Below are 18,676 nucleotides of genomic sequence, written 5' to 3' on the forward strand. Positions count from 1 at the left end.
CTCTTCTTGTACTTAAATGTAGACCAGCATAGCCCTAATTTTTTTATATATTGTACTTCTTTCTCTGTATTTAATAATAGGCTTGAAAATAAATGGTAAGCCTATAATTGTTAAGCTTAGAGCTAGGGTTGAAAGTATACAACAGGCTTTGTGTTTACTATGTAGCTCTTTCAGATAAAGCATCAAAAATCTATAAAATTTTTTGTAATTTTCTTCGATGTTTTTTTTGCTATGAGCCTTGCTAATGAACATATCTATTGCGGTATGATCGTTATTGCACTTAATGTTAAGGTCTGCACCTTTTTCTGTTAACAACTGAGCTATATCAAAATAATCCTTTTGAACAGCAAGATGTAGAGGTGCAAAACCTTGTTGCTCACAAATGTTCATATTGGCTCTAACTTCCAATAACATTTTCACAATTTGTGTATGGCCTTTTTTAACTGCGAGTAGCAAGGGAGTTCTGTTACATTTAGTAACAGCATTAACGTTTACCTTAAGCTTCAATAAGAGCTTAACTGTTTTAGTGTTACCATTATGGCTAGCTTTATGCAGCCTAGCGTTACCATTAAAATCTTGATCGTTTGCTTCTATTCCCTTTGAAACAAGAAATGTTACCATTTTTCTATTATTATGCTCAATAGCGCAATCTAACGCATCAAAACCATGGTTGTTTTTTGTGCAAAAAAACTCTTTAAGTTTAATTTATCGTTACTTGCTTGCTGTTTTTTTGCAATAAGTTTTACTATTTGCATTTTGTTGTTATACGCTGCTAGGAAAAGCGTAGTGTTATTTTCTGCATCTTTGGCTTCTATATTTGCACCTTTCTTTATCAGATATTCTATAATTTCTGCTCTGCTGTCATAATGTGCGGTGCATTGATAAATGGTTAAAAACAAAGGAGTACGAAAATTGTTATCTTCACATTCGAGATTTGCTCCGCTATCAATTAAAATTTGGACGCTTTTTTTAGAACCGTATAGTGAAGCTATATGAAGAGGAGTATAGCCCTCTTTGGCATCTTTTTCATTAATTTTTGCGCCTTTTGTTATCAAAAAATCTATTAATTCCGTGTCATCTTGTAGTGCAGCAAGGTGCAGTGGAGTGAATCCATTTTTATCCTTGGAATTAATTGTCAGTTGGTTAACAAAAAGTTTAGCAACTTTCTTGTGTCCATGCATAATGGCGTAATGCAGAGGGTTTCTATTTTCGTTGTCTACGACATTGAAATCAGCTTCGTGCTCTAGTAATGACTTTACTCCAACTAAATCGCCTTCTTTTGTGAACTTATGCAAGAGAGTGATTCCACTTGCATCTTTTGAGTTAATATCAAATCCATTTTCTACTAATTGGTTTATATCTTCCTCACGCGCCATATCACTTAAATCTCTAATTAAACTCTTTTCGCGTTAATAATACTCCTACTTGATTAAGTTTAAATGAATCTGTGAGAAATGGCTAGTGCATTCTTGCATAACAAACTTTTGGCAGCGCATTGGATGAAACGAAAAACTTACTTGACAAACTCCGCCAGCCCTCTTATCATGAAACTGAAGCTATTTATTTATCTTCGCAATCTCTGCAGTGGATTAATGACAAAAAGCTTAATATATTTGGCGTAAATCATGCTTAATTTTTTGCACTATGTGCACCTCATGTCTTTATAAAACTTTTAGGTTTCTACCTATACAAGCCGAAACGCGCTTATAAAGTGTTTAAGACAGTAAAAGACGTCAAATAGACAAGGGAGAATTTGAATACTAGCTACCCTAGGGTTTCTTTGCCTTTTTTTTTATTTGGTAAATTTCTTAACATTTATAGCTAAACGACAACTGTCATTCCTGTAAAGGTCAAGTATCCCGCTACTTGTTAGCGGGATCTAGAGATACCGTGACGGTATGACGTAGGATTGCTGTCATTCTGCTACTTGTTAGCGGCTGAGATACCGCGAATGAATCGCGGTATGACGGTTCGCGGTGGCATGACGATAAGCTCGTCATTCTGCTACTTGTTAGCGGCTGAGATACCGCGAATGAATCGCGGTATGACGGTTAGCGGCGGCATGACGTAGGATTGCTGTCATTTCGCTACTTGTTAGCGGCTGAGATACCGCGAATAAATCGCGGTATGAGACGGTTAGCGGTGGCGTGACGATAAGCTCGTCATTCCGCTACGTGTTAGCGGCTAAGAGATATCGCGGTGGTATAGCTATAAATTGTTGATATCTTTTTTATATCACATTTTTAACTTACAATAGTTAGCCAGCGTTCCTTACATTAACCAAATTTTTCAAATTCTGCACTCACCACTACCTATAACTCACTTTCACGCAATATTGATCGTTCTTAAAAAGCAATCTAACATTTTTTATTCCTTGATTGCGAAGCTTTGATGCAGCTGATTTAGCAGCCTGAGCACTTTTAAAAAATGCAACATATCCCTTACTTTCTGCACTGTCTTGTTTCGGATGACGTTTCTGCATTTCTTTTTCATATTGCTTTCTGTAATGAGGAGTATTTTGTATCAATTGTTCTGACATCTTTCTTAGGTATTGAACTTTTACTTTTGCAAGCCCAGATTTATGAAATCTTAAGACTTGAGCTGCTTTTTCTGATAAGTCTATTATTCTGCCTTCAATAAAAGGCCCTCTATCGTTAACCCTTGTAACAAGCTTTCTTCCGTTTTCTAAATTAGTGACAAGAACAAAGCAGGGTAAGGGCAAAGTCTTATGCGCTGCAGAGATCAAGTGACGGTTAAACGCTTCACCATTTGCTGTAAGTGTGCCATGATCTTCTATTCCATACCACGATGCTATCCCTATCTCTTCATAGTGTTTACAGTTTTTTGGATAATAAGTTATACCATTTATTGTGTAGCTGCTGCCAATTTTATAATGACCTGCAGTGCAGTTAAACCTGTTGCTAAAACTGCAGCTACTTATCAAAACAAATATTAGACATAGAAAGGTTAGGTTTTTTATCATTGTATTCGGTAAGAGGGTTCGATATTATGAGGATTTTAAATTATACTATAATAAATTTAGTAATGAGTAAACATCTACTGCTAAATATTAACAAAATTCAAAAAGGAATAATACATATTATTGGTATAGGTGGAATCGGAATGAGTGCCATTGCTGAAATTCTTCACAATTCCAATTGCAAAGTTCAAGGCAGTGATGCACAATCAAACGACAATATAAATAAGTTACAAAAGCTAGGTATAGAGGTTTTTATTGGTCACAATGCTAATAATATAAGCCAAGCTCAAATAGTTGTACATTCTTCTGCAATAGAATCTGATAATGTGGAGTTAATTGCGGCAAAAAATAACAATAAAACCGTTTTGCATAGATCAGACATACTTGCTGAAATTATGAAAGGTAAATATGTGATAGCGGTTTCAGGTTCAAGCGGAAAGACAACAACAACCGCTATGATTGCTTCCATTTTTGATCATTCTGGCATTGATGCGACTGTAACTGTAGGAGGGATATTAAATTCCTATAAGAGCAACTTCAAACTTGGAGGGAGTGACACTTTTCTGATCGAGGCTGATGAGTCTGATGGAACTATGCTAAAAATCCCTGCAAAGATTGCTGTCATAACAAGTATCAACAATGACCACATAGATTATTACGGCACATTTGATAATATCAAAAATGCATTTTCCCAATTCGTGAATAATGCAGATTCTGCAGTTTTACCTGATTCTGTAGACATCGATTATGATGCGGGTAATTCTATAACGTTTGGGTTTGAGAATGGTAGCATAAGAGCCAGCAACATTAAACAGCATGCTAACAGCATAGAATTTGATGTGTTGAACAACTGGATTCCAGCATTACGTGCTGGAATGACAAAAGGAAAGTGTACAGAGATGTCATCCCAGTGCGTGACACTGGGATCCAGCCCTTTAAAAAACATAGTACTATCAAATGCAATTGGAATTCACAAAGTAAGCAACGCCCTAGCTGCAATATCAGTTGCGATAAAGCTCGGAATTAGCGATGCAGATATTAAAAAAGGCCTTTTGGAATTTCAAGGAGTAGCAAGAAGATTCTCTTTGATTGCCGATATTAAAGGTGTTAAGTTAATTGAGGATTATGCCCATCATCCAAATGAAATATATGCAACTTTAACGGCTGCACGTTCGATTACTAAAGGAAAAGTAATAGGAATTATCGAACCACTTCGTTTTGCCCGCATTCGTAATTTTTTTGATGAATTCATACGCATTTTCATGATGTTTGATTATGTCATCCTCACTTCTGTTCATCCCCCAGAAGACAAGCCTATTCCTGGTTGTGGGATTGATGATATACAAAAAGCTTTAATCAGTAATGGATTTAATAACACAAAAATTATGAATGATGCTTTGCTCATTTCACATTTTATTAGTGATTCGACAAGTCCAAGTGATATAGTATTATTTATTGGTGCTGGTAGTAATATAGCTAAATTGGCAAAGGAAACTGCAGCACTTATTGCGGAAGTTAAGGTTTAATGTAATGAATAAGATAATCAATAACGTATTTGCAAGAGAAATTTTAGATAGCAGGGGTTACCCCACTATTGAGGTAGAAATTGAGCTCTGTGATGGTGCAATAGGCAGGGCATCTGTACCTTCTGGAGCTTCAACCGGTAAATTAGAAGCCTTGGAACTCAGGGACCAAGATGAGAAAAGGTATTGTGGTAAGGGAGTGCTGAAAGCTGTTCAAGCTGTAAATGGGATAATAGCAGATGAAATCATTGGAATAAATGCAGCGGACCAAAATGCAATTGATAAAGCATTAATTGAACTGGATGGAACAAAAAACAAATCAAAACTTGGAGCAAATGCAACTTTGGGTGTGTCTCTTGCAGTTGCAAAAGCAGCAGCAAACAGTTTCAAAATGCCGCTATATAGATATTTGGGAGGAAAGCAGACGAGTGTTATGCCGGTTCCACTCATTAACATAATTAATGGTGGAGTACATGCAGACAATAAGCTCGATTTCCAAGAATTCATGATTCTTCCGGTCGGTGCTGAGACTTTCAGCGAAGCGATTAGAATATCTGCGGAGGTATTCCACAACTTACGTAGCATTCTTAAGAAAAAAGGTTATAGCACAAATGTAGGGGATGAAGGTGGTTTTGCACCAAATATTGAAAGTACTGAAGAAGCACTTGATTTGATCATATACGCTATAGAATCAGCAGGTTATTCAGCGCAAAGTGATTTTGCACTAGGCCTTGATGTTGCTTCATCTACTTTTTATGAAGATGGAATTTACAAATTTGAACACAGAGATCTTACTTCAGAAGAGTTGACTGAATATTATTGTAATCTTGTGGAAAGATATCCAATAATTTCTATAGAAGATGCAATGAGTGAAGACGACTATGAAGGTTGGAAATTACTTACTGCAAAATTGGGGAGTAAAATTCAATTGGTTGGGGATGATTTGTTTGTTACAAATTGTGAACTGATATGCAAAGGAATAGAGGAAAAAATGGCAAATGCTGTACTGATCAAGCCAAATCAAATAGGGACGTTAACAGAAATTTTTGCTGCTATTGAAATGGCAAAATCAAATGGCTATAAAGCTGTTGTTTCTCATCGCTCAGGTGAAACAGAAGACACAACAATATCTCATATAGCAGTTGCGTCAAATTGCGGGCAAATAAAAACCGGGTCGCTATCGCGTTCTGATAGACTCGCGAAGTATAACGAGCTAATCAGAATAGAAAGCGCATTAGGAAAGGATGCTAAATATTATCGTGGGTTAGCATGGGTTTTATAGACGAAGTAAAATTGTGTTTAAAAGCTGGTGACGGTGGTGATGGCTGTGCAAGTTTTCGTCGAGAAAAGTTCGTTGAATTTGGTGGTCCAAATGGTGGTAATGGAGGAAAGGGTGGAAACATAGTTTTCATCAGCGACGCTAATCTCAACACTTTGCTTCATTTTCGTTATAGAAGACACATTAAAGCAGATAGTGGAAAAAATGGTGCAGGCAGGGATAGATCTGGCACAGCAGGGAAAGACGTTATACTTAAAGTTCCAGTCGGTGCACAAATAATTGATGAAGAAAGTGAAGAGATAATAGTAGACCTTGACAAGCCTGGTATGGAATTTCAAGTAGCACAGGGTGGAAAAGGTGGACTTGGAAATACTAATTTTAAATCTTCTACTAATAAGGCACCAAGACATTTTACTTACGGTCAGCCTGGCGAAGAAAAACATGTATTATTAAAACTAAAAGTTTTATCAGATGTTGGAATTATTGGCATGCCAAACGCAGGTAAATCAAAATTTTTGACTCGCTGCTCAAATTCCGATACAAAAGTAGGCGATTATCCATTTACCACCGTAAGACCTCATTTAGGCATGGTAAAAGTGGATGATAGCGAAGTTGTAATAGCAGATATTCCTGGAATAATTACTGATGCTCACCTTGGAGTTGGGCTCGGGCATAAATTTTTAAAGCACATAGAAAGGTGTCAAATTTTACTTCATTTAATCGATGTAACTCACGATGACGTTGTTTCGGCTTATAGTTGTATCCATAATGAATTGGAACTTTACAATAGTGATCTTGTTGAAAAAGAAGAGATTGTAGTATTAAACAAATGCGACTTATTGAGGGAAGCAGAAATTCTGGAAAAGAAGAATCACCTAGCTAATTATCTCAATAAAGAAGTGCTGTGCTTATCAATTAATGGTGATTTACAGCCTATTTTAAGATTATTAAGTGAAAAATTGAAAAAGAGTAATTCTAAGGAAATCGATGTATATGATCCTTTTAAAGCGTAAATTTTCTATTTATGGATGTACAAGAATGGTAGCGTGCAACCAGAACTAAGCGTACAGCTGTGCAAACATCGTGATTTGAGTCCACCAGAAGGGTGTCATCCCAGTGCCCAGACACTGGGATCCAGGAATTTTATTAAGTTGGTAAGCATAAAAGTAGCCGTTTTATGTTAAAATACAACGTTTTGATGATTATGAAAAGGCTGGATTCCAGACTGGAATGACACCATCATAAAGTGAATCAGTGTCAGCTACTTGCATCTACCATGCAAGTTAACTGAAAATTGCAATGTTCGTACACTTGACTACTTGGATCTAGTATGATTTAATTAACAAAGAAGTAGGCATGAAAAAATTATGTAGTGAACCAGTTTGCATAACACCAGGAGGAAAATATGGATAGAAAGACGAGAATAGAATCAGACAGCTTAGGGGAAGTAAAAGTACCAAGTGAACATTACTGGGGAGCACAGACTCAGCGTTCTTTAGAAAATTTTAAGATTGGCACAGAAAAAATGCCAGAGCCTCTGATTAAAGCATTAGCAATAGTAAAACTTGCAGCAGCGCGTGTTAATATGAAACATGGTGTTATAGATGATAGGGTAGGGGACGCAATTTGCACAGCCGCGAGGGAAGTAATAGATGGCAAATTTAATAATGAATTTCCGCTTGTTGTTTGGCAAACCGGATCCGGAACGCAGACTAATATGAATATGAATGAAGTGATCAGCAATCGTGCAATAGAGATTTTAGGTGGTAATTTGGGTAGTAAATCTCCAATACATCCAAATGATCATGTGAATTATGGTCAGTCGTCAAATGACACCTTTCCAACAGCAATGCATATAGCAGCAGCAGAGCAAATAAACTGCTTGCTTATTCCAAATCTTGAAAAATTGCATAAGGTGCTGGATAATAAGGTTCAGGAATTTAAAGATATAATAAAAGTAGGACGTACTCATCTGCAAGATGCAACGCCCCTAACACTAGGACAGGAGTTTTCTGGCTATGCAGCCCAGATTAAAAAGGGGATAGAGAGAGTAAAATCAACTTTAAGTGGTATATACGAGCTTGCACAAGGTGGCACTGCGGTTGGCACGGGACTCAATACTAAAAAGGGTTTTGCTGAAGATTTTGCAAAGCAAGTTGCAGGAATTACTAACCTTCCATTTACTTCAGCAGGCAATAAATTTGAAGCGCTAGCAGCAAATGATGCTTTAGTTGAGCTCAGTGGAACACTCAATACAGTAGCAGTCAGTTTAATGAAAATTGCAAATGATATAAGGTTGCTTGGTTCTGGTCCAAGATGCGGAATTGGGGAAATAATGTTACCGGAAAATGAGCCTGGTTCTTCAATTATGCCAGGTAAAGTGAATCCAACTCAGTGTGAAGCGGTGACTATGGTATGCACTCAAGTTATGGGAAATCATGTTGCTGTAACCATTAGTGGTTCAAACGGTCATTTTGAATTGAATGTGTTTAAGCCAGTGATAATTTACAATGTTTTGCAGTCTATAAGACTTTTAGCTGACGCAAGTTTAAATTTTACAGAAAAATGTGTAGTTGGTATTAAAGCAAATGAAGAGAGGATAAAAGATTTACTGAATCAGTCGTTGATGTTGGTCACTATATTAAATACGCATATAGGGTACGACAATGCAGCAAAAATAGCGAAGCTTGCTTATAAAGAAAATATCACTCTAAAAGAAGCAGCAGCAAAACTTCAACTGCTCACTGAGGAAGAGTTTGAAAGGATAGTGAAACCAGAAGAAATGGTAAATTATTTGTAACCGCTCACACTTAATTCTTCAATCTCACTAATAGAAAGGCCAGTAAACTTGACAATAGTGTTAACATCAACATTATTATCTTGCTTTGTCTACCTTATTTTGCCGCTCCCCTGAACGGATACGGCTTAAGACATAAGATCCTTTTTCATAGCTATACTACGTTATCCAGCGTCTGGGCACTGGTTTCTTGGTACTTATTCCGCAATAATTTTTTTTTCCTTCAATAAACTTTGCAGTTCGCCTTTTTCGTACATCTCGCGAGTGATGTCGCAACCACCAATAAACTCTTCCTTTATATATAATTGTGGAATTGTTGGCCAATCAGAAAACTTTTTTATAGATTCACGTATTTCATCATTCTCCAACACGTTAATATACTTAAACTTCACGTTCAATTTTTTTAGGATTGACACGACGAGTCCAGAGAATCCGCATTGAGGAAAATCAGAAGTGCCTTTCATATATAATACCACATCATTTTCTGTTATATCTTTTTTTATTTGTTCAAAATTGCTCATAAATTCACCTTATTTTTAAGTATTAGTTTCCAGTTGCAAGGCGTGTATAGACTGACCTTCCAGAGCTTTATATACCATTTTATGCTGTTCTATTTTTGTCTTTCCAAGAAAACACTTGGAGTTTATTTTTAAATGATAATGGTCATCATCTCCAGCAAGATCATGAATCTTTATATCAGCGTCGGGGAACGATTGTTTGATGATCCTCTCTAATTCGTGAATTGCAATAGTCATTGATTTGCTTTAAATTACAATACTTTCATTATAAATCTAAAACGATTGAGCGCAATAAAAAGTTGCTATCATAAAAAATAGAAGCATACTATAATAATGGAATGACAAATTATGCAGGGAGGCTTTGTGGTGGGCGAAAGATTTAAATTCACATATCTATTGGTTTTGCTAACTTTTTCATTTAGGTGCTTATCTTACGATGATAAAATAAATAACTTAGAGAATGTTTACATCAAAGCTAACTATTTTGGAGCATTCTTCAATGCAATAGGTTCTCTAGAAGGAAAAGAAGATGCAGGTGACAATATAACAGAGGGGGTTTTTAGTTTTAATAAGAAGGAGCGAATTGAAGCTGGATACAGTCCTAAATATGTTCCAGAGTTTGCCGGTAGTGCTGCAATAGGGTATTTATTCAAAAATATGAGAGTTGAGTTTGAAGGCTTATATTCTCAGACTAACTTATATGATGAAGATTATTCAGATAAGAAAAAAGCAAGATATATTGAACTTCGTCGTCACAATGATGCGTCTACTGGAGCGGAATGCAATTCACCTTGGAGAAGTGGAAAGGTTGATATTCACATTCAAGAAAATTGTAGTGTTGAAGCAGAGTTCAGAGCTGCATTTAAGATGAAAAATGAAGGTTTTAATAACTTAGCTGGAATGGTCAATGTATATCGTGATTTTAATATAGCAAAAATGCCATTCACCCCATATGTTGGTATTGGTGCAGGTGTAACTAGGGTTAAATTTCTAGGAAAAACCAGATATGCCTTGGCTTACCAAGCAAAACTTGGTATCAATCACCAACTTACAGCACAAACTCAAGCATTTGCTGGTTTACGCTATTTTGGTATCCTTGATAACCAATTTAAAGATATTGTACCAGGAATAAAGATACTAGCTGGTGAAGGATATATTCCTGCCGGTGGAGGAAGTAAAGTTGATGAAACTGCACGTGTTGAATCAACAACTGCAACCATTACCAATAGGTTTGGCATATATGGCTTAGAGTTTGGGTTGGTTTATCACTTTTAACTTTATCCAATAAATTACATATGTGAAGATAGTAAATTCAGCATGCTGAGAACATTAGAAAGACGAGATTTTAATTGATTTTCATATTTACTCCAATCTTGTATTGCCTTTCTTGCAACACCTGAATCAACTGCGGCTTTTGCAACAGCAGGAGCTACTATAGAAATTAATCTTGGGTCAAATGGAGTAGGTATTATATATTCACGTCCATAGCCCATTTTACGACCGCCATAGACTGCAGATATCTCACCTGGTACTGGCTCACGGGCAAGCTTTGCTATTGCATCTGCAGCTGCAATTTTCATTTCATCATTTATTGTTGTTGCATGTACATCAAGTGCCCCTCTAAATATATAAGGAAAACCCATTACGTTGTTGACTTGGTTGTTGTAATCTGACCTACCAGTTGCAATTATTGCATCTGGCCTCACAGATTTTGCAAACTCAGGCCTTACTTCTGGATCGGGATTGGCAAGAGCAAAAATAATCGGGTCTTTGCCCATACTCTTTAACATCTCTTCATTTAACACATCTTTTGCAGATAGTCCGATGAATACATCAGCGCCTTTTATTGTATCAAGTAGAGAACGTTCGGAAGTATCAATTGCATACTTTTCCTTCCACTCATTCATATCCTCGTTTCTACCTTTGTATATTACTCCTTGCTTATCACACAGCACTATATTTTTAGCGCCCATGGACTTTAGTATTTCTAAACATGCAATACCGGCTGCTCCAGCACCATTCATAATGATCTTAACGTCCTCTAATTTCTTTTCAACAATATCAAGAGCATTTTCTATGCCAGCTGCAACAACCACCGCAGTTCCATGCTGGTCATCATGGAACACTGGAATATCCATCAGTTCATTCAGGCGTTTCTCTATTATAAAACAATCGGGAGATCTTATATCTTCTAAATTTATCCCCCCCCAACTTGGCCCAAGATACCTTACTGCATTGATGAAATCTTCTATATTTTCTGTACCAACTTCTATATCAACTGCATCAATATCAGCAAAACGCTTAAATAAAACAGCTTTGCCTTCCATGACAGGTTTTGCAGCAAGAGGACCGATATTACCAAGTCCAAGCACTGCAGTGCCATTTGAAATGACAGCAACACAGTTGCTTTTTGCTGTATAATCATAAACAACCTCAGGATTTTTAGCTATTTCAAGGCACGGAGCTGCAACACCAGGGGAATAAGCAAGTGACAAATCATACTGGGTAGATAAAGGTTTTGTTGGCATGATTGAAATTTTACCAGGGTTACCACCTCTGCTGTGATACTTAAGCGCTTCTTGTTTTGTGGTACTATCTAAATCATCGTTCATCATTACATCCTTATATTTTAAGCTTGTATTTTTTAAGTATATGGAGTTTTTATAAATGTTCAATTGTAAACTATTAACTTGTGAACTCTGTTGTACTTCTGTATAAGTTTACCTATTACGTAAGATGATATTACATGCTTAAAAAAAACGTGCCTAATTTGCTTACAATTTCTCGTGCACTTGCAATACCAGCAATAATATTAAGTTTTTATATAGAAAATAAATATGCAGGCCTGATAACAATATCAATCTTTGTGTTTGCGTGCATTACGGATTTTTTTGATGGTTACCTGGCGCGTGCGTGGAAAGTCCAATCAAAGTTTGGCAAGCTATTTGATCCAATTGCTGACAAATTAATAGTGGTTTCAACGATAATTATGCTAGTTTATAAGCATAAGATAAATGATTTTACAATAGTACCATCGATTATCATCATCTGTCGGGAGATATTAGTCTCGGGTTTACGGGAGTTTCTGATAGCTACAAATGTTAGTCTACCTGTAAGCAAAGCTGGAAAAATTAAAACATTTTTGCAGATGGTTGCTGTAGTAGCGCTAATAATGAACGATTATTATATGATTCAATATACAGGTGCGATTTGTTTATGGGTTGCAGCTATTATAACTATGTGGTCAGGCTATAATTATATCCTAGCCGGCATCAAATAGATTGATTAAATCTCCTAGGAAATAGTTAATAGACAAGAGTAGTTAATATCTTAGTGATATTGACTCAGAAAGCAAAAAGGTGTATAATTGTATTAACTTACTACTAATTAGGTTAATATTATGAAAATACCTAGTGGCAAATTTTCTTCTACTAAAAAGGTTCCAGGAAAGAATAAGAAAAAAAGAGATTTTGAACCATTAGAAGAGTTTTTTTGGGATTTTTGGCCAACAGTTGATAAAGAAGTCAAAAGAGAAAGGCTAGAACAAGAACTATTAGCACTAAAAAAAAGAGAGCTATATAGAGAAAATGTGCATCATTGGCAACAATGGTCCCATTTACATTGCTGATGGCGATTGAACTGGAAAAAACATATAGCGATCAGGTATTACTTGGCGTGATAAGTGGCGCGCTAAGCCACACTATATTACCTTTTACAGTCTTATCTCTTATTTGTACGCTATATTTAATTTACAATAATAGGAAGATAGCACAAAAAGAACGAGAGTTGGATATTATTGAAAATGGAGAGGAAGTAAAGGAAAAAGAGCACAATATTTCTGATATAGGTCAGTGTTTGATCTATATTGAGGCTATAACAACTGCACTGGTTATTGTAGGTATGATAATGGGTGAAACATCTTCACTTGAAGCAGCAGAGGATGCAATTTTATTTCTTGCCAATGCAATTGCTTTTCTTGCAACTCTTGTTTCTTATATTGATAAGCATGAAAAAAATAAGAAAAAGGAAACAGAAAAGTCTGATCTTGATGAGAAATCTAGCAAGAAAACTAGCAATATATCTGTAGCCGGATTGGCGCTTGCTGGTTCTTCTGTATTTTCAATAAGAAGGATAATGTTAATAGCATTAGCATCGTCCTTAAATCCTGCTGTTGGACCTACTTTAGGCTTGGTAGGTATTGCAATTTTTATGGCTGTACAGGTCTTAACTATACATTCCTACAGTAAGACGCTGAAAGATCCAAAAGTGGAAGGACGAGGTGAATCAAGAAATACAGGTAGTTCTGACCGTAGTTATAAAGAAGAAGGACCGGCTATTGCCTAAGAAATTTATTTATTTAAGTAATATTTAGGTCTATACTTTATTTTGATCGAAAAAAATCTTATGTATAAGACTTTAATCACGTGCTTTATTTTCCTAATTTGCTCCTTTACACAATCGTATGCGGATGATCTTGAAAAAACTGAAACTGAAACTGAACTATATGAAGAAGCAGTTGAACTTTTTGATCAGAAAAAATATAAACAAGCTATTAGGGCATTTCATAAGATAGAGGATTTGTATCCTTTTTCTTATTGGGCAATGAAAGCAAAATTATTATCTGGGGTCTCTCACTATAATATGGGTAACTATAGCAGTGCTGCAAGTGATATGGCTGATTATATATATGTTTATTCAAATGGTGAAGATTTACCATATGTATACTACTTAAGAGTATTATCTTATTACATGCAAATTAATAAAGTGCAACTTGGACAGCAAACTGCATATAAAACTTTAGAGCTAGCCACTGAGTACATTAATCTCTTTCCAGGCAGCGAATATGTAGACGAGATAAAGGAAAGAGCAAAATTAATCACAGAACATATATCAACAAAAGAGTATTCTATCGGTAAATTTTACCTGAGGCGTGGTGAATATTTAGCAGCAATTAAGCGTTTCCAGAATATGGCAAGCTATAAGGATTCTAAATATTTTTCTAAGTCTATTAACCATTTAATAGCAGCCCATTCAGCTCTTGGCCTTGACTTAGAAGCTGAGCAGTATGAAAGTATGTTATTAGCAGAAAACCTGCAAGATGCCAAGCCAGAGGCTTGAAAATTTGCTTTAGCTTTTTCTATGCTTTGATATATAATTAGGTTTTTAACTATTTGAATATGGCTGGTCATTCACAATTTTCAAATATAAAACATCGGAAAGGCGCTCAGGATGCAAAGCGCTCTCAAAAATTTACGAAGCTGATCAGAGAAATAACAGTTGCTGCAAAGCAAGGGCTGCCCGATCCCGAACTCAACCCGCGCCTTCGCTCTGCTATATTTGCTGCACGCAAGGAAAATCTACCAAAAGATAAAATAGAAACAGCAATAAAAAATGCAACTGGTAACGTTGCTGGAGAAAATTACGAGGAAATCCAATATGAAGGTCATGGGCCTTCTGGCACTGCACTCATTGTCCATGTTTTGACTAATAATCGCAACCGAACTGCTTCTGAGGTACGTTATATATTTTCTCGCAAGGGTGGAAACTTGGGAGAAACAGGAAGTGTTAGTTACCTTTTCGATCATGTAGGCTTAATCGTCTATAAAGCAGAGGGTGTGAATTTTGATGATTTATTCAGTCATGGAATCGAATTAGAAGTATTGAATGTTGAGGAAAATGACAAAGAAGGATTACACGTTATAACTTGTGAAATAAAAGATTTTGGTAAAGTACGCGATGCCTTTTATGCAAAATTCGGAGAACCAGAACTTGCTCGTCTTTCATGGCAGCCAAAAGATCTGATTGAAATTAGCGATAAAGAGTTGATTGATAAATTATCTGCATTGGTTGAAGAATTAGAAGATAATGATGATGTACAGTATGTGGAAGGTAATTTTACTTTTGTTGATGCTGTTTAAATGATGAAGCTGATTGTATTTATGCTGCTCTTTATCTTACCGTTATATACCGCTGAAACATCAACAGATCTTGCACAGCCATTCCAGCATGGAATCAGAAAAAAAAAAGCTACTTTGACGACAGAAAGTGATAGAAAGTTGTTATTCATATCCAGTACCATAAAATCTTCCTTTTTTGCCACGGAAGGGTTGGCGCCAAATACAGCGGTGAAATTGATCAACATATATAAAGATTTCGGTGTTGATTTTAAAAAAGACATTGTGCCGAAGAGTAAATTGGAGGTTCTTTTTGAGAGATTGCCTAATAATCAGAAGACTGAAGAAAAAATTTTATATGCTTCACTGATAATAAACAAGAAAGCTATTAGTTTATATCATTATAAATCGCAAGACGGCAAAGAAAGGTATTTTAATAAAGAAGGAATAAGCTTAAAAAATGGCGAAATTTTTGCAAATCCTTTAAATGGAGATTATCGCATATCCTCAAAATTTGGCAATAGAAAGCATCCTGTTCGCGGTAAAATTGCTTTTCACAAAGGAGTGGATTATGCAGCTAAACTTGGCACTCCCATATACGCTGCTGCAGAGGGTGTGATAGAATATATAGGAAAGAATGGTGGCTATGGAAATTACATCAAAATAAAACACAAAAATGAATATTCAACCTGTTACGCGCATATAAGTAGATTTAGTGGCGATATAAAGTTAGGCTCTAAAGTAAAGCAGGGGCAGGTCATCGCCTATGTTGGTAGCACTGGTGTTGCAACAGGCCCTCATTTACATTACGAAGTTATATATAACGGCAAACACATCGATCCGCTTACGATAGCACATAAAACTGAAGTAAAATTGCCTGATCATGAATTAAGAGAGTTTAAACTATTTGTAAATAAGATAAATAAAACGATCAACAGAGAGAGTTCAAGTGAAAAAGAAGTTTAAAGACAATATGGATAAGAATACGATAAACGATAGAATTTGAGTCAAATTCGGGCTTTTCCTGTACTAATAGCGCTAGGATTAATTTTATCGCTGCTTTTTTTGGCATATGACAGCACAATTGCACTTGGAGTTGCTGCCGTTTCAATTTTGACTTTTCTTCAAGGATTTTTTATTAATGACCCTAATGAAGCAAGAGTGATAGAATTTTTTGGTCATTATATTGGAACTTATTTTAAGTCTGGAATATGTGTAACGCTTCCCTTTTCAAGCAAATATATAGTTTCCCTAAAATTTCAGAATATTAACACAGAAAAAATAAAAGTTAATGATGCAAATGGAAGTCCAATAGAGATTTCTGCAGTAATTGTTTGGAGAGTGAGCAGTCCTGCAAAGGCGTATTATAATGTTAACAACTATCACGAATTTGTTTTTGTACAAAGTGACTCGGTAATTAGAGAATTGGCGAGCAATTATCCGTATGACAGCGAGAGCAATGAGGAATCTTTACGTAAAAATTCTGATAAAATTTCAGATGAATTGCGGTCAATGTTACAACAAAGATTAGATATTGCAGGAATTGAGATTACAGAAGCAAGAATATCGCATTTGGCGTATTCGTCCGAGATTGCACAAGCAATGTTAAGGCGTCAACAAGCACATGCTATCACTTCGGCAAGAAGGCATATAGTGCAAAATGCAATAGGAATTGTCGAGGAAGTAATAGCTCATTTTGAAAAAAACAAAAGCTTACAATTAGATGGCAAGCAAAAGGTTCAATTGATAAATAATTTGTTGGTTGCCCTAATCTCTGAGCAAGATGCACAACCGACGATTAGTTTAGATAATAATTAGCATAGAAGCCGATTGGGTTTCATAAATGCAAGTCACTATTAATTTCTTGATTAATAGACTAAATGATGTTATAAATTACACGCATTAGGGGTGCTCTAGAAAAGCTGAGAGTACATAAAGTACAACCCTTTGAACCTGATATTGTTAAAGCAAGCGTAGGAAAATGTATGTATATAAATATTGAAGAATGCTTCGGCTTCATTGCGTTAATTGCATCTCTAATTGGATTATCACCTCAAGTATATAAAGCATATATCACTAAAGTTACTCGTGATGTATCGATGTTAATGTTAGTAAACTATCTTATTTGTTCATTGTCTTGGATTGGCTATGGTCTTTACCAGAGCTCAATTTTTGTGGTGCTTAGCAATATTGCTGGATTAGTGATTAGCATAATATCAATTATTCAAAAATGTTACTACGATGCAAAACCTGCACCATGATCATGTGCTGCACTGCAGTACACAACAACAATATCGTTCTATTGTAGTGCTAAATGGAAAAATACCGAGCTCATCGTTTTTTAAACGAGATATACCTATTATTGCTGTAGATGGAGGAGCAAACAAGCTTCTATCAATTGGCGTAAAACCTGATCTTGTAGTAGGAGATTTGGATAGCGTAAATCTGGATTTACGTGCTAATTTGAATACGATATATCTACCTGATCAAGATTATTGCGACTTTTCTAAAGCAATGGCTCACTTAAAAACAGTAAAGTTATTGCCATCAATAGTAACGGGTATTACTGGAGGAGCAATTGATCACATACTACAGAATATTAACATTTTTCTAAGTACGGGCAGTATCTTTTACACACCTTCACCTCCCATGGTAGGTTACACTTTACAAAAAGGTATTACCCATTTTTTTTCTTTGCCAAAAAATACTAAAATATCTTTACTTGGTATACCGAGAGCTCAAATATCAACTAAAGGATTAAAATGGGAACTGCACCTTAGTAATCTTGCTTTTCCGGGAAAAAATTCTTGCTTTAATCGAAGTTTAGGCAATAAGGTATCCGTAGAAGTACACAGTGGTATATGTCTAGCAATGATTTATTTAGAGACAGTAGATGATGCTGCAAGACATCATGTGCGTCAAGTTAAGAAGTAAATAGACTTCTTGCATAACCCAAACTAAGTAGAAAAAGGTATCATCCAAGTAGCTGACACTGGTTCCTTTATGACGTGTCATTCCAATTCCAGCTACTTGAATGACAGCAGTCCTACGTCATACCGCCGCGGTATCTCTTAGCCGCTAACAAGCAGCGGGATGACGAATTACTTAACCATCATTACACCGTCATACCGCGATTCATTCGCGGTATCTCTTAACATAGATCCCCTACTATACCTTAACATAGATCCCGCTAACACGTAGCGGGATGACGATTGTCGTTTAGCTATAAACATTAAGAAATTTACCAAATGAAAAAAAAGGCAAAAGAAGCCCTGGGGTTATTATCTGCTTTAAAATATTGGCGTTTTTTATGTTTTAAACGCTTGACAAGCAAGATTAAGCTGCTTTTAATTGCAACTAACTTACGCTGCAAATGTTTAAGAAGTTTACTAAGCAGAAAAAAAGACAAAGAATCCCCGAGTTAGCTAGTCTTTTACTATCTCTGTCGAGTATTGGCATTTTTTGATGTCTTGTAACGCTTTATAAGCGCGTTCAGCTTATTTAGATAAAAATCTAGATGTAGATGAAGTTTTGTAAAGACATACAGTATCTATATACTGCAAAAAATTGAACATGAGACGCCGATACATTAAGTAATCCTTACCTTTTAATCTGCAGATTGGCGAAAGCAAATACAATAGCTTCAATTTTATGATAAGGGGGCTGGCGGAGTTTGTCAAGCAAG

17 protein-coding genes, 2 pseudogenes and 1 riboswitch are annotated in these 18,676 nt (G+C 35.9%); of the genes and pseudogenes, 14 read left to right on the forward strand and 5 right to left on the reverse strand.

Translation table 11 applies throughout. The features are described 5' to 3' along the window. Positions 1-12: 12 nt before the first annotated feature. Both J4T77_RS07170 and J4T77_RS01200 read right to left on the reverse strand, forming a co-directional pair. Positions 13-1,376: pseudogene (locus J4T77_RS07170) on the reverse strand (ankyrin repeat domain-containing protein). A 932-nt stretch (positions 1,377-2,308) separates the two neighbouring features. Then, complete coding sequence (locus tag J4T77_RS01200) at positions 2,309-2,983, reverse strand: septal ring lytic transglycosylase RlpA family protein (RefSeq protein WP_369409702.1); 675 nt, start codon at positions 2,981-2,983, stop codon at positions 2,309-2,311. A gap of 26 nt (positions 2,984-3,009) precedes the next feature. Here J4T77_RS01200 and murC point away from each other — a divergent pair, with 26 nt between their 5' ends. From murC to fumC, 4 genes are all read left to right on the forward strand, one after another. Continuing rightward, positions 3,010-4,506 (forward strand): UDP-N-acetylmuramate--L-alanine ligase, encoded by a 1,497-nt coding sequence (murC, locus tag J4T77_RS01205; protein ID WP_190321266.1) that lies wholly within the window; start codon positions 3,010-3,012, stop codon positions 4,504-4,506. A 4-nt stretch (positions 4,507-4,510) separates the two neighbouring features. After that, complete coding sequence (gene eno, locus J4T77_RS01210; RefSeq protein WP_233641071.1) at positions 4,511-5,785, forward strand: phosphopyruvate hydratase; 1,275 nt, start codon at positions 4,511-4,513, stop codon at positions 5,783-5,785. Further along, on the forward strand, positions 5,773-6,795 hold the full coding sequence (gene cgtA / locus J4T77_RS01215; protein WP_006280016.1) for an Obg family GTPase CgtA: 1,023 nt from the start codon (positions 5,773-5,775) through the stop codon (positions 6,793-6,795). Before eno ends, cgtA begins: the two co-directional genes overlap by 13 nt. A 392-nt stretch (positions 6,796-7,187) precedes the next feature. Beyond that, the gene (gene fumC, locus J4T77_RS01220; protein ID WP_010962632.1) at positions 7,188-8,582 is read left to right on the forward strand and encodes a class II fumarate hydratase; all 1,395 of its coding nucleotides are present in this window, start codon (positions 7,188-7,190) and stop codon (positions 8,580-8,582) included. A gap of 194 nt (positions 8,583-8,776) precedes the next feature. Here the strand turns inward: fumC and grxD are convergent, their stop codons facing one another. Both grxD and J4T77_RS01230 read right to left on the reverse strand, forming a co-directional pair. Further along, positions 8,777-9,100 carry a Grx4 family monothiol glutaredoxin gene (grxD, locus tag J4T77_RS01225; protein ID WP_006280013.1) on the reverse strand — a complete coding sequence of 108 codons (324 nt, stop codon included), beginning with the start codon at positions 9,098-9,100 and terminating at the stop codon, positions 8,777-8,779. Positions 9,101-9,115: 15 nt separating this feature from the next. Further along, on the reverse strand, positions 9,116-9,334 hold the full coding sequence (locus J4T77_RS01230; RefSeq protein WP_006280012.1) for a BolA/IbaG family iron-sulfur metabolism protein: 219 nt from the start codon (positions 9,332-9,334) through the stop codon (positions 9,116-9,118). Between the two features lie 111 nt (positions 9,335-9,445). Between J4T77_RS01230 and J4T77_RS01235 the strand changes: the two genes are divergently transcribed. Further along, positions 9,446-10,372 carry a P44/Msp2 family outer membrane protein gene (locus J4T77_RS01235; RefSeq protein WP_190321264.1) on the forward strand — a complete coding sequence of 309 codons (927 nt, stop codon included), beginning with the start codon at positions 9,446-9,448 and terminating at the stop codon, positions 10,370-10,372. A gap of 14 nt (positions 10,373-10,386) precedes the next feature. Here J4T77_RS01235 and J4T77_RS01240 read toward each other — a convergent pair whose 3' ends face one another. Beyond that, positions 10,387-11,709 (reverse strand): malic enzyme-like NAD(P)-binding protein, encoded by a 1,323-nt coding sequence (locus J4T77_RS01240; RefSeq protein WP_182319340.1) that lies wholly within the window; start codon positions 11,707-11,709, stop codon positions 10,387-10,389. Positions 11,710-11,843: 134 nt separating this feature from the next. Between J4T77_RS01240 and pgsA the strand changes: the two genes are divergently transcribed. The 9 genes and pseudogenes from pgsA (at position 11,844) to J4T77_RS01285 (ending at position 17,925) form a co-directional block, all read left to right on the forward strand. Beyond that, positions 11,844-12,377 carry a CDP-diacylglycerol--glycerol-3-phosphate 3-phosphatidyltransferase gene (gene pgsA, locus J4T77_RS01245; RefSeq protein WP_010962629.1) on the forward strand — a complete coding sequence of 178 codons (534 nt, stop codon included), beginning with the start codon at positions 11,844-11,846 and terminating at the stop codon, positions 12,375-12,377. 120 nt (positions 12,378-12,497) lie between these two features. Further along, the gene (locus J4T77_RS01250) at positions 12,498-12,725 is read left to right on the forward strand and encodes a hypothetical protein (RefSeq protein WP_233641072.1); all 228 of its coding nucleotides are present in this window, start codon (positions 12,498-12,500) and stop codon (positions 12,723-12,725) included. Next, on the forward strand, positions 12,725-13,441 hold the full coding sequence (locus J4T77_RS01255) for a hypothetical protein (RefSeq protein WP_233641073.1): 717 nt from the start codon (positions 12,725-12,727) through the stop codon (positions 13,439-13,441). Before J4T77_RS01250 ends, J4T77_RS01255 begins: the two co-directional genes overlap by 1 nt. A gap of 60 nt (positions 13,442-13,501) precedes the next feature. Further along, positions 13,502-14,215 (forward strand): outer membrane protein assembly factor BamD, encoded by a 714-nt coding sequence (gene bamD / locus J4T77_RS01260; protein WP_190321289.1) that lies wholly within the window; start codon positions 13,502-13,504, stop codon positions 14,213-14,215. Between the two features lie 59 nt (positions 14,216-14,274). After that, positions 14,275-15,015, forward strand: a complete 741-nt coding sequence (locus tag J4T77_RS01265; protein ID WP_010962626.1) for a YebC/PmpR family DNA-binding transcriptional regulator — start codon at positions 14,275-14,277, stop codon at positions 15,013-15,015. A gap of 3 nt (positions 15,016-15,018) precedes the next feature. Further along, entirely contained in the window at positions 15,019-15,957 is a 939-nt protein-coding gene (locus J4T77_RS01270) for a M23 family metallopeptidase (protein WP_233641159.1), read from the forward strand. A gap of 7 nt (positions 15,958-15,964) precedes the next feature. Then, positions 15,965-16,809, forward strand: a pseudogene (locus J4T77_RS01275) (SPFH domain-containing protein). Between the two features lie 76 nt (positions 16,810-16,885). Further along, positions 16,886-16,988: riboswitch (TPP riboswitch) on the forward strand. Further along, positions 16,977-17,252 carry a SemiSWEET family sugar transporter gene (locus J4T77_RS01280; protein WP_006280002.1) on the forward strand — a complete coding sequence of 92 codons (276 nt, stop codon included), beginning with the start codon at positions 16,977-16,979 and terminating at the stop codon, positions 17,250-17,252. Its footprint overlaps the riboswitch before it by 12 nt. Continuing rightward, positions 17,233-17,925: a thiamine diphosphokinase gene (locus J4T77_RS01285; protein WP_010962623.1), complete on the forward strand. Its 693-nt coding sequence runs from the start codon at positions 17,233-17,235 to the stop codon at positions 17,923-17,925. The genes J4T77_RS01280 and J4T77_RS01285 overlap by 20 nt, the downstream gene beginning before the upstream one ends. Positions 17,926-18,676 lie beyond the last annotated feature (751 nt).

Source organism: Wolbachia endosymbiont of Drosophila innubila (assembly GCF_021378375.1).
Lineage (GTDB): Bacteria > Pseudomonadota > Alphaproteobacteria > Rickettsiales > Anaplasmataceae > Wolbachia > Wolbachia pipientis.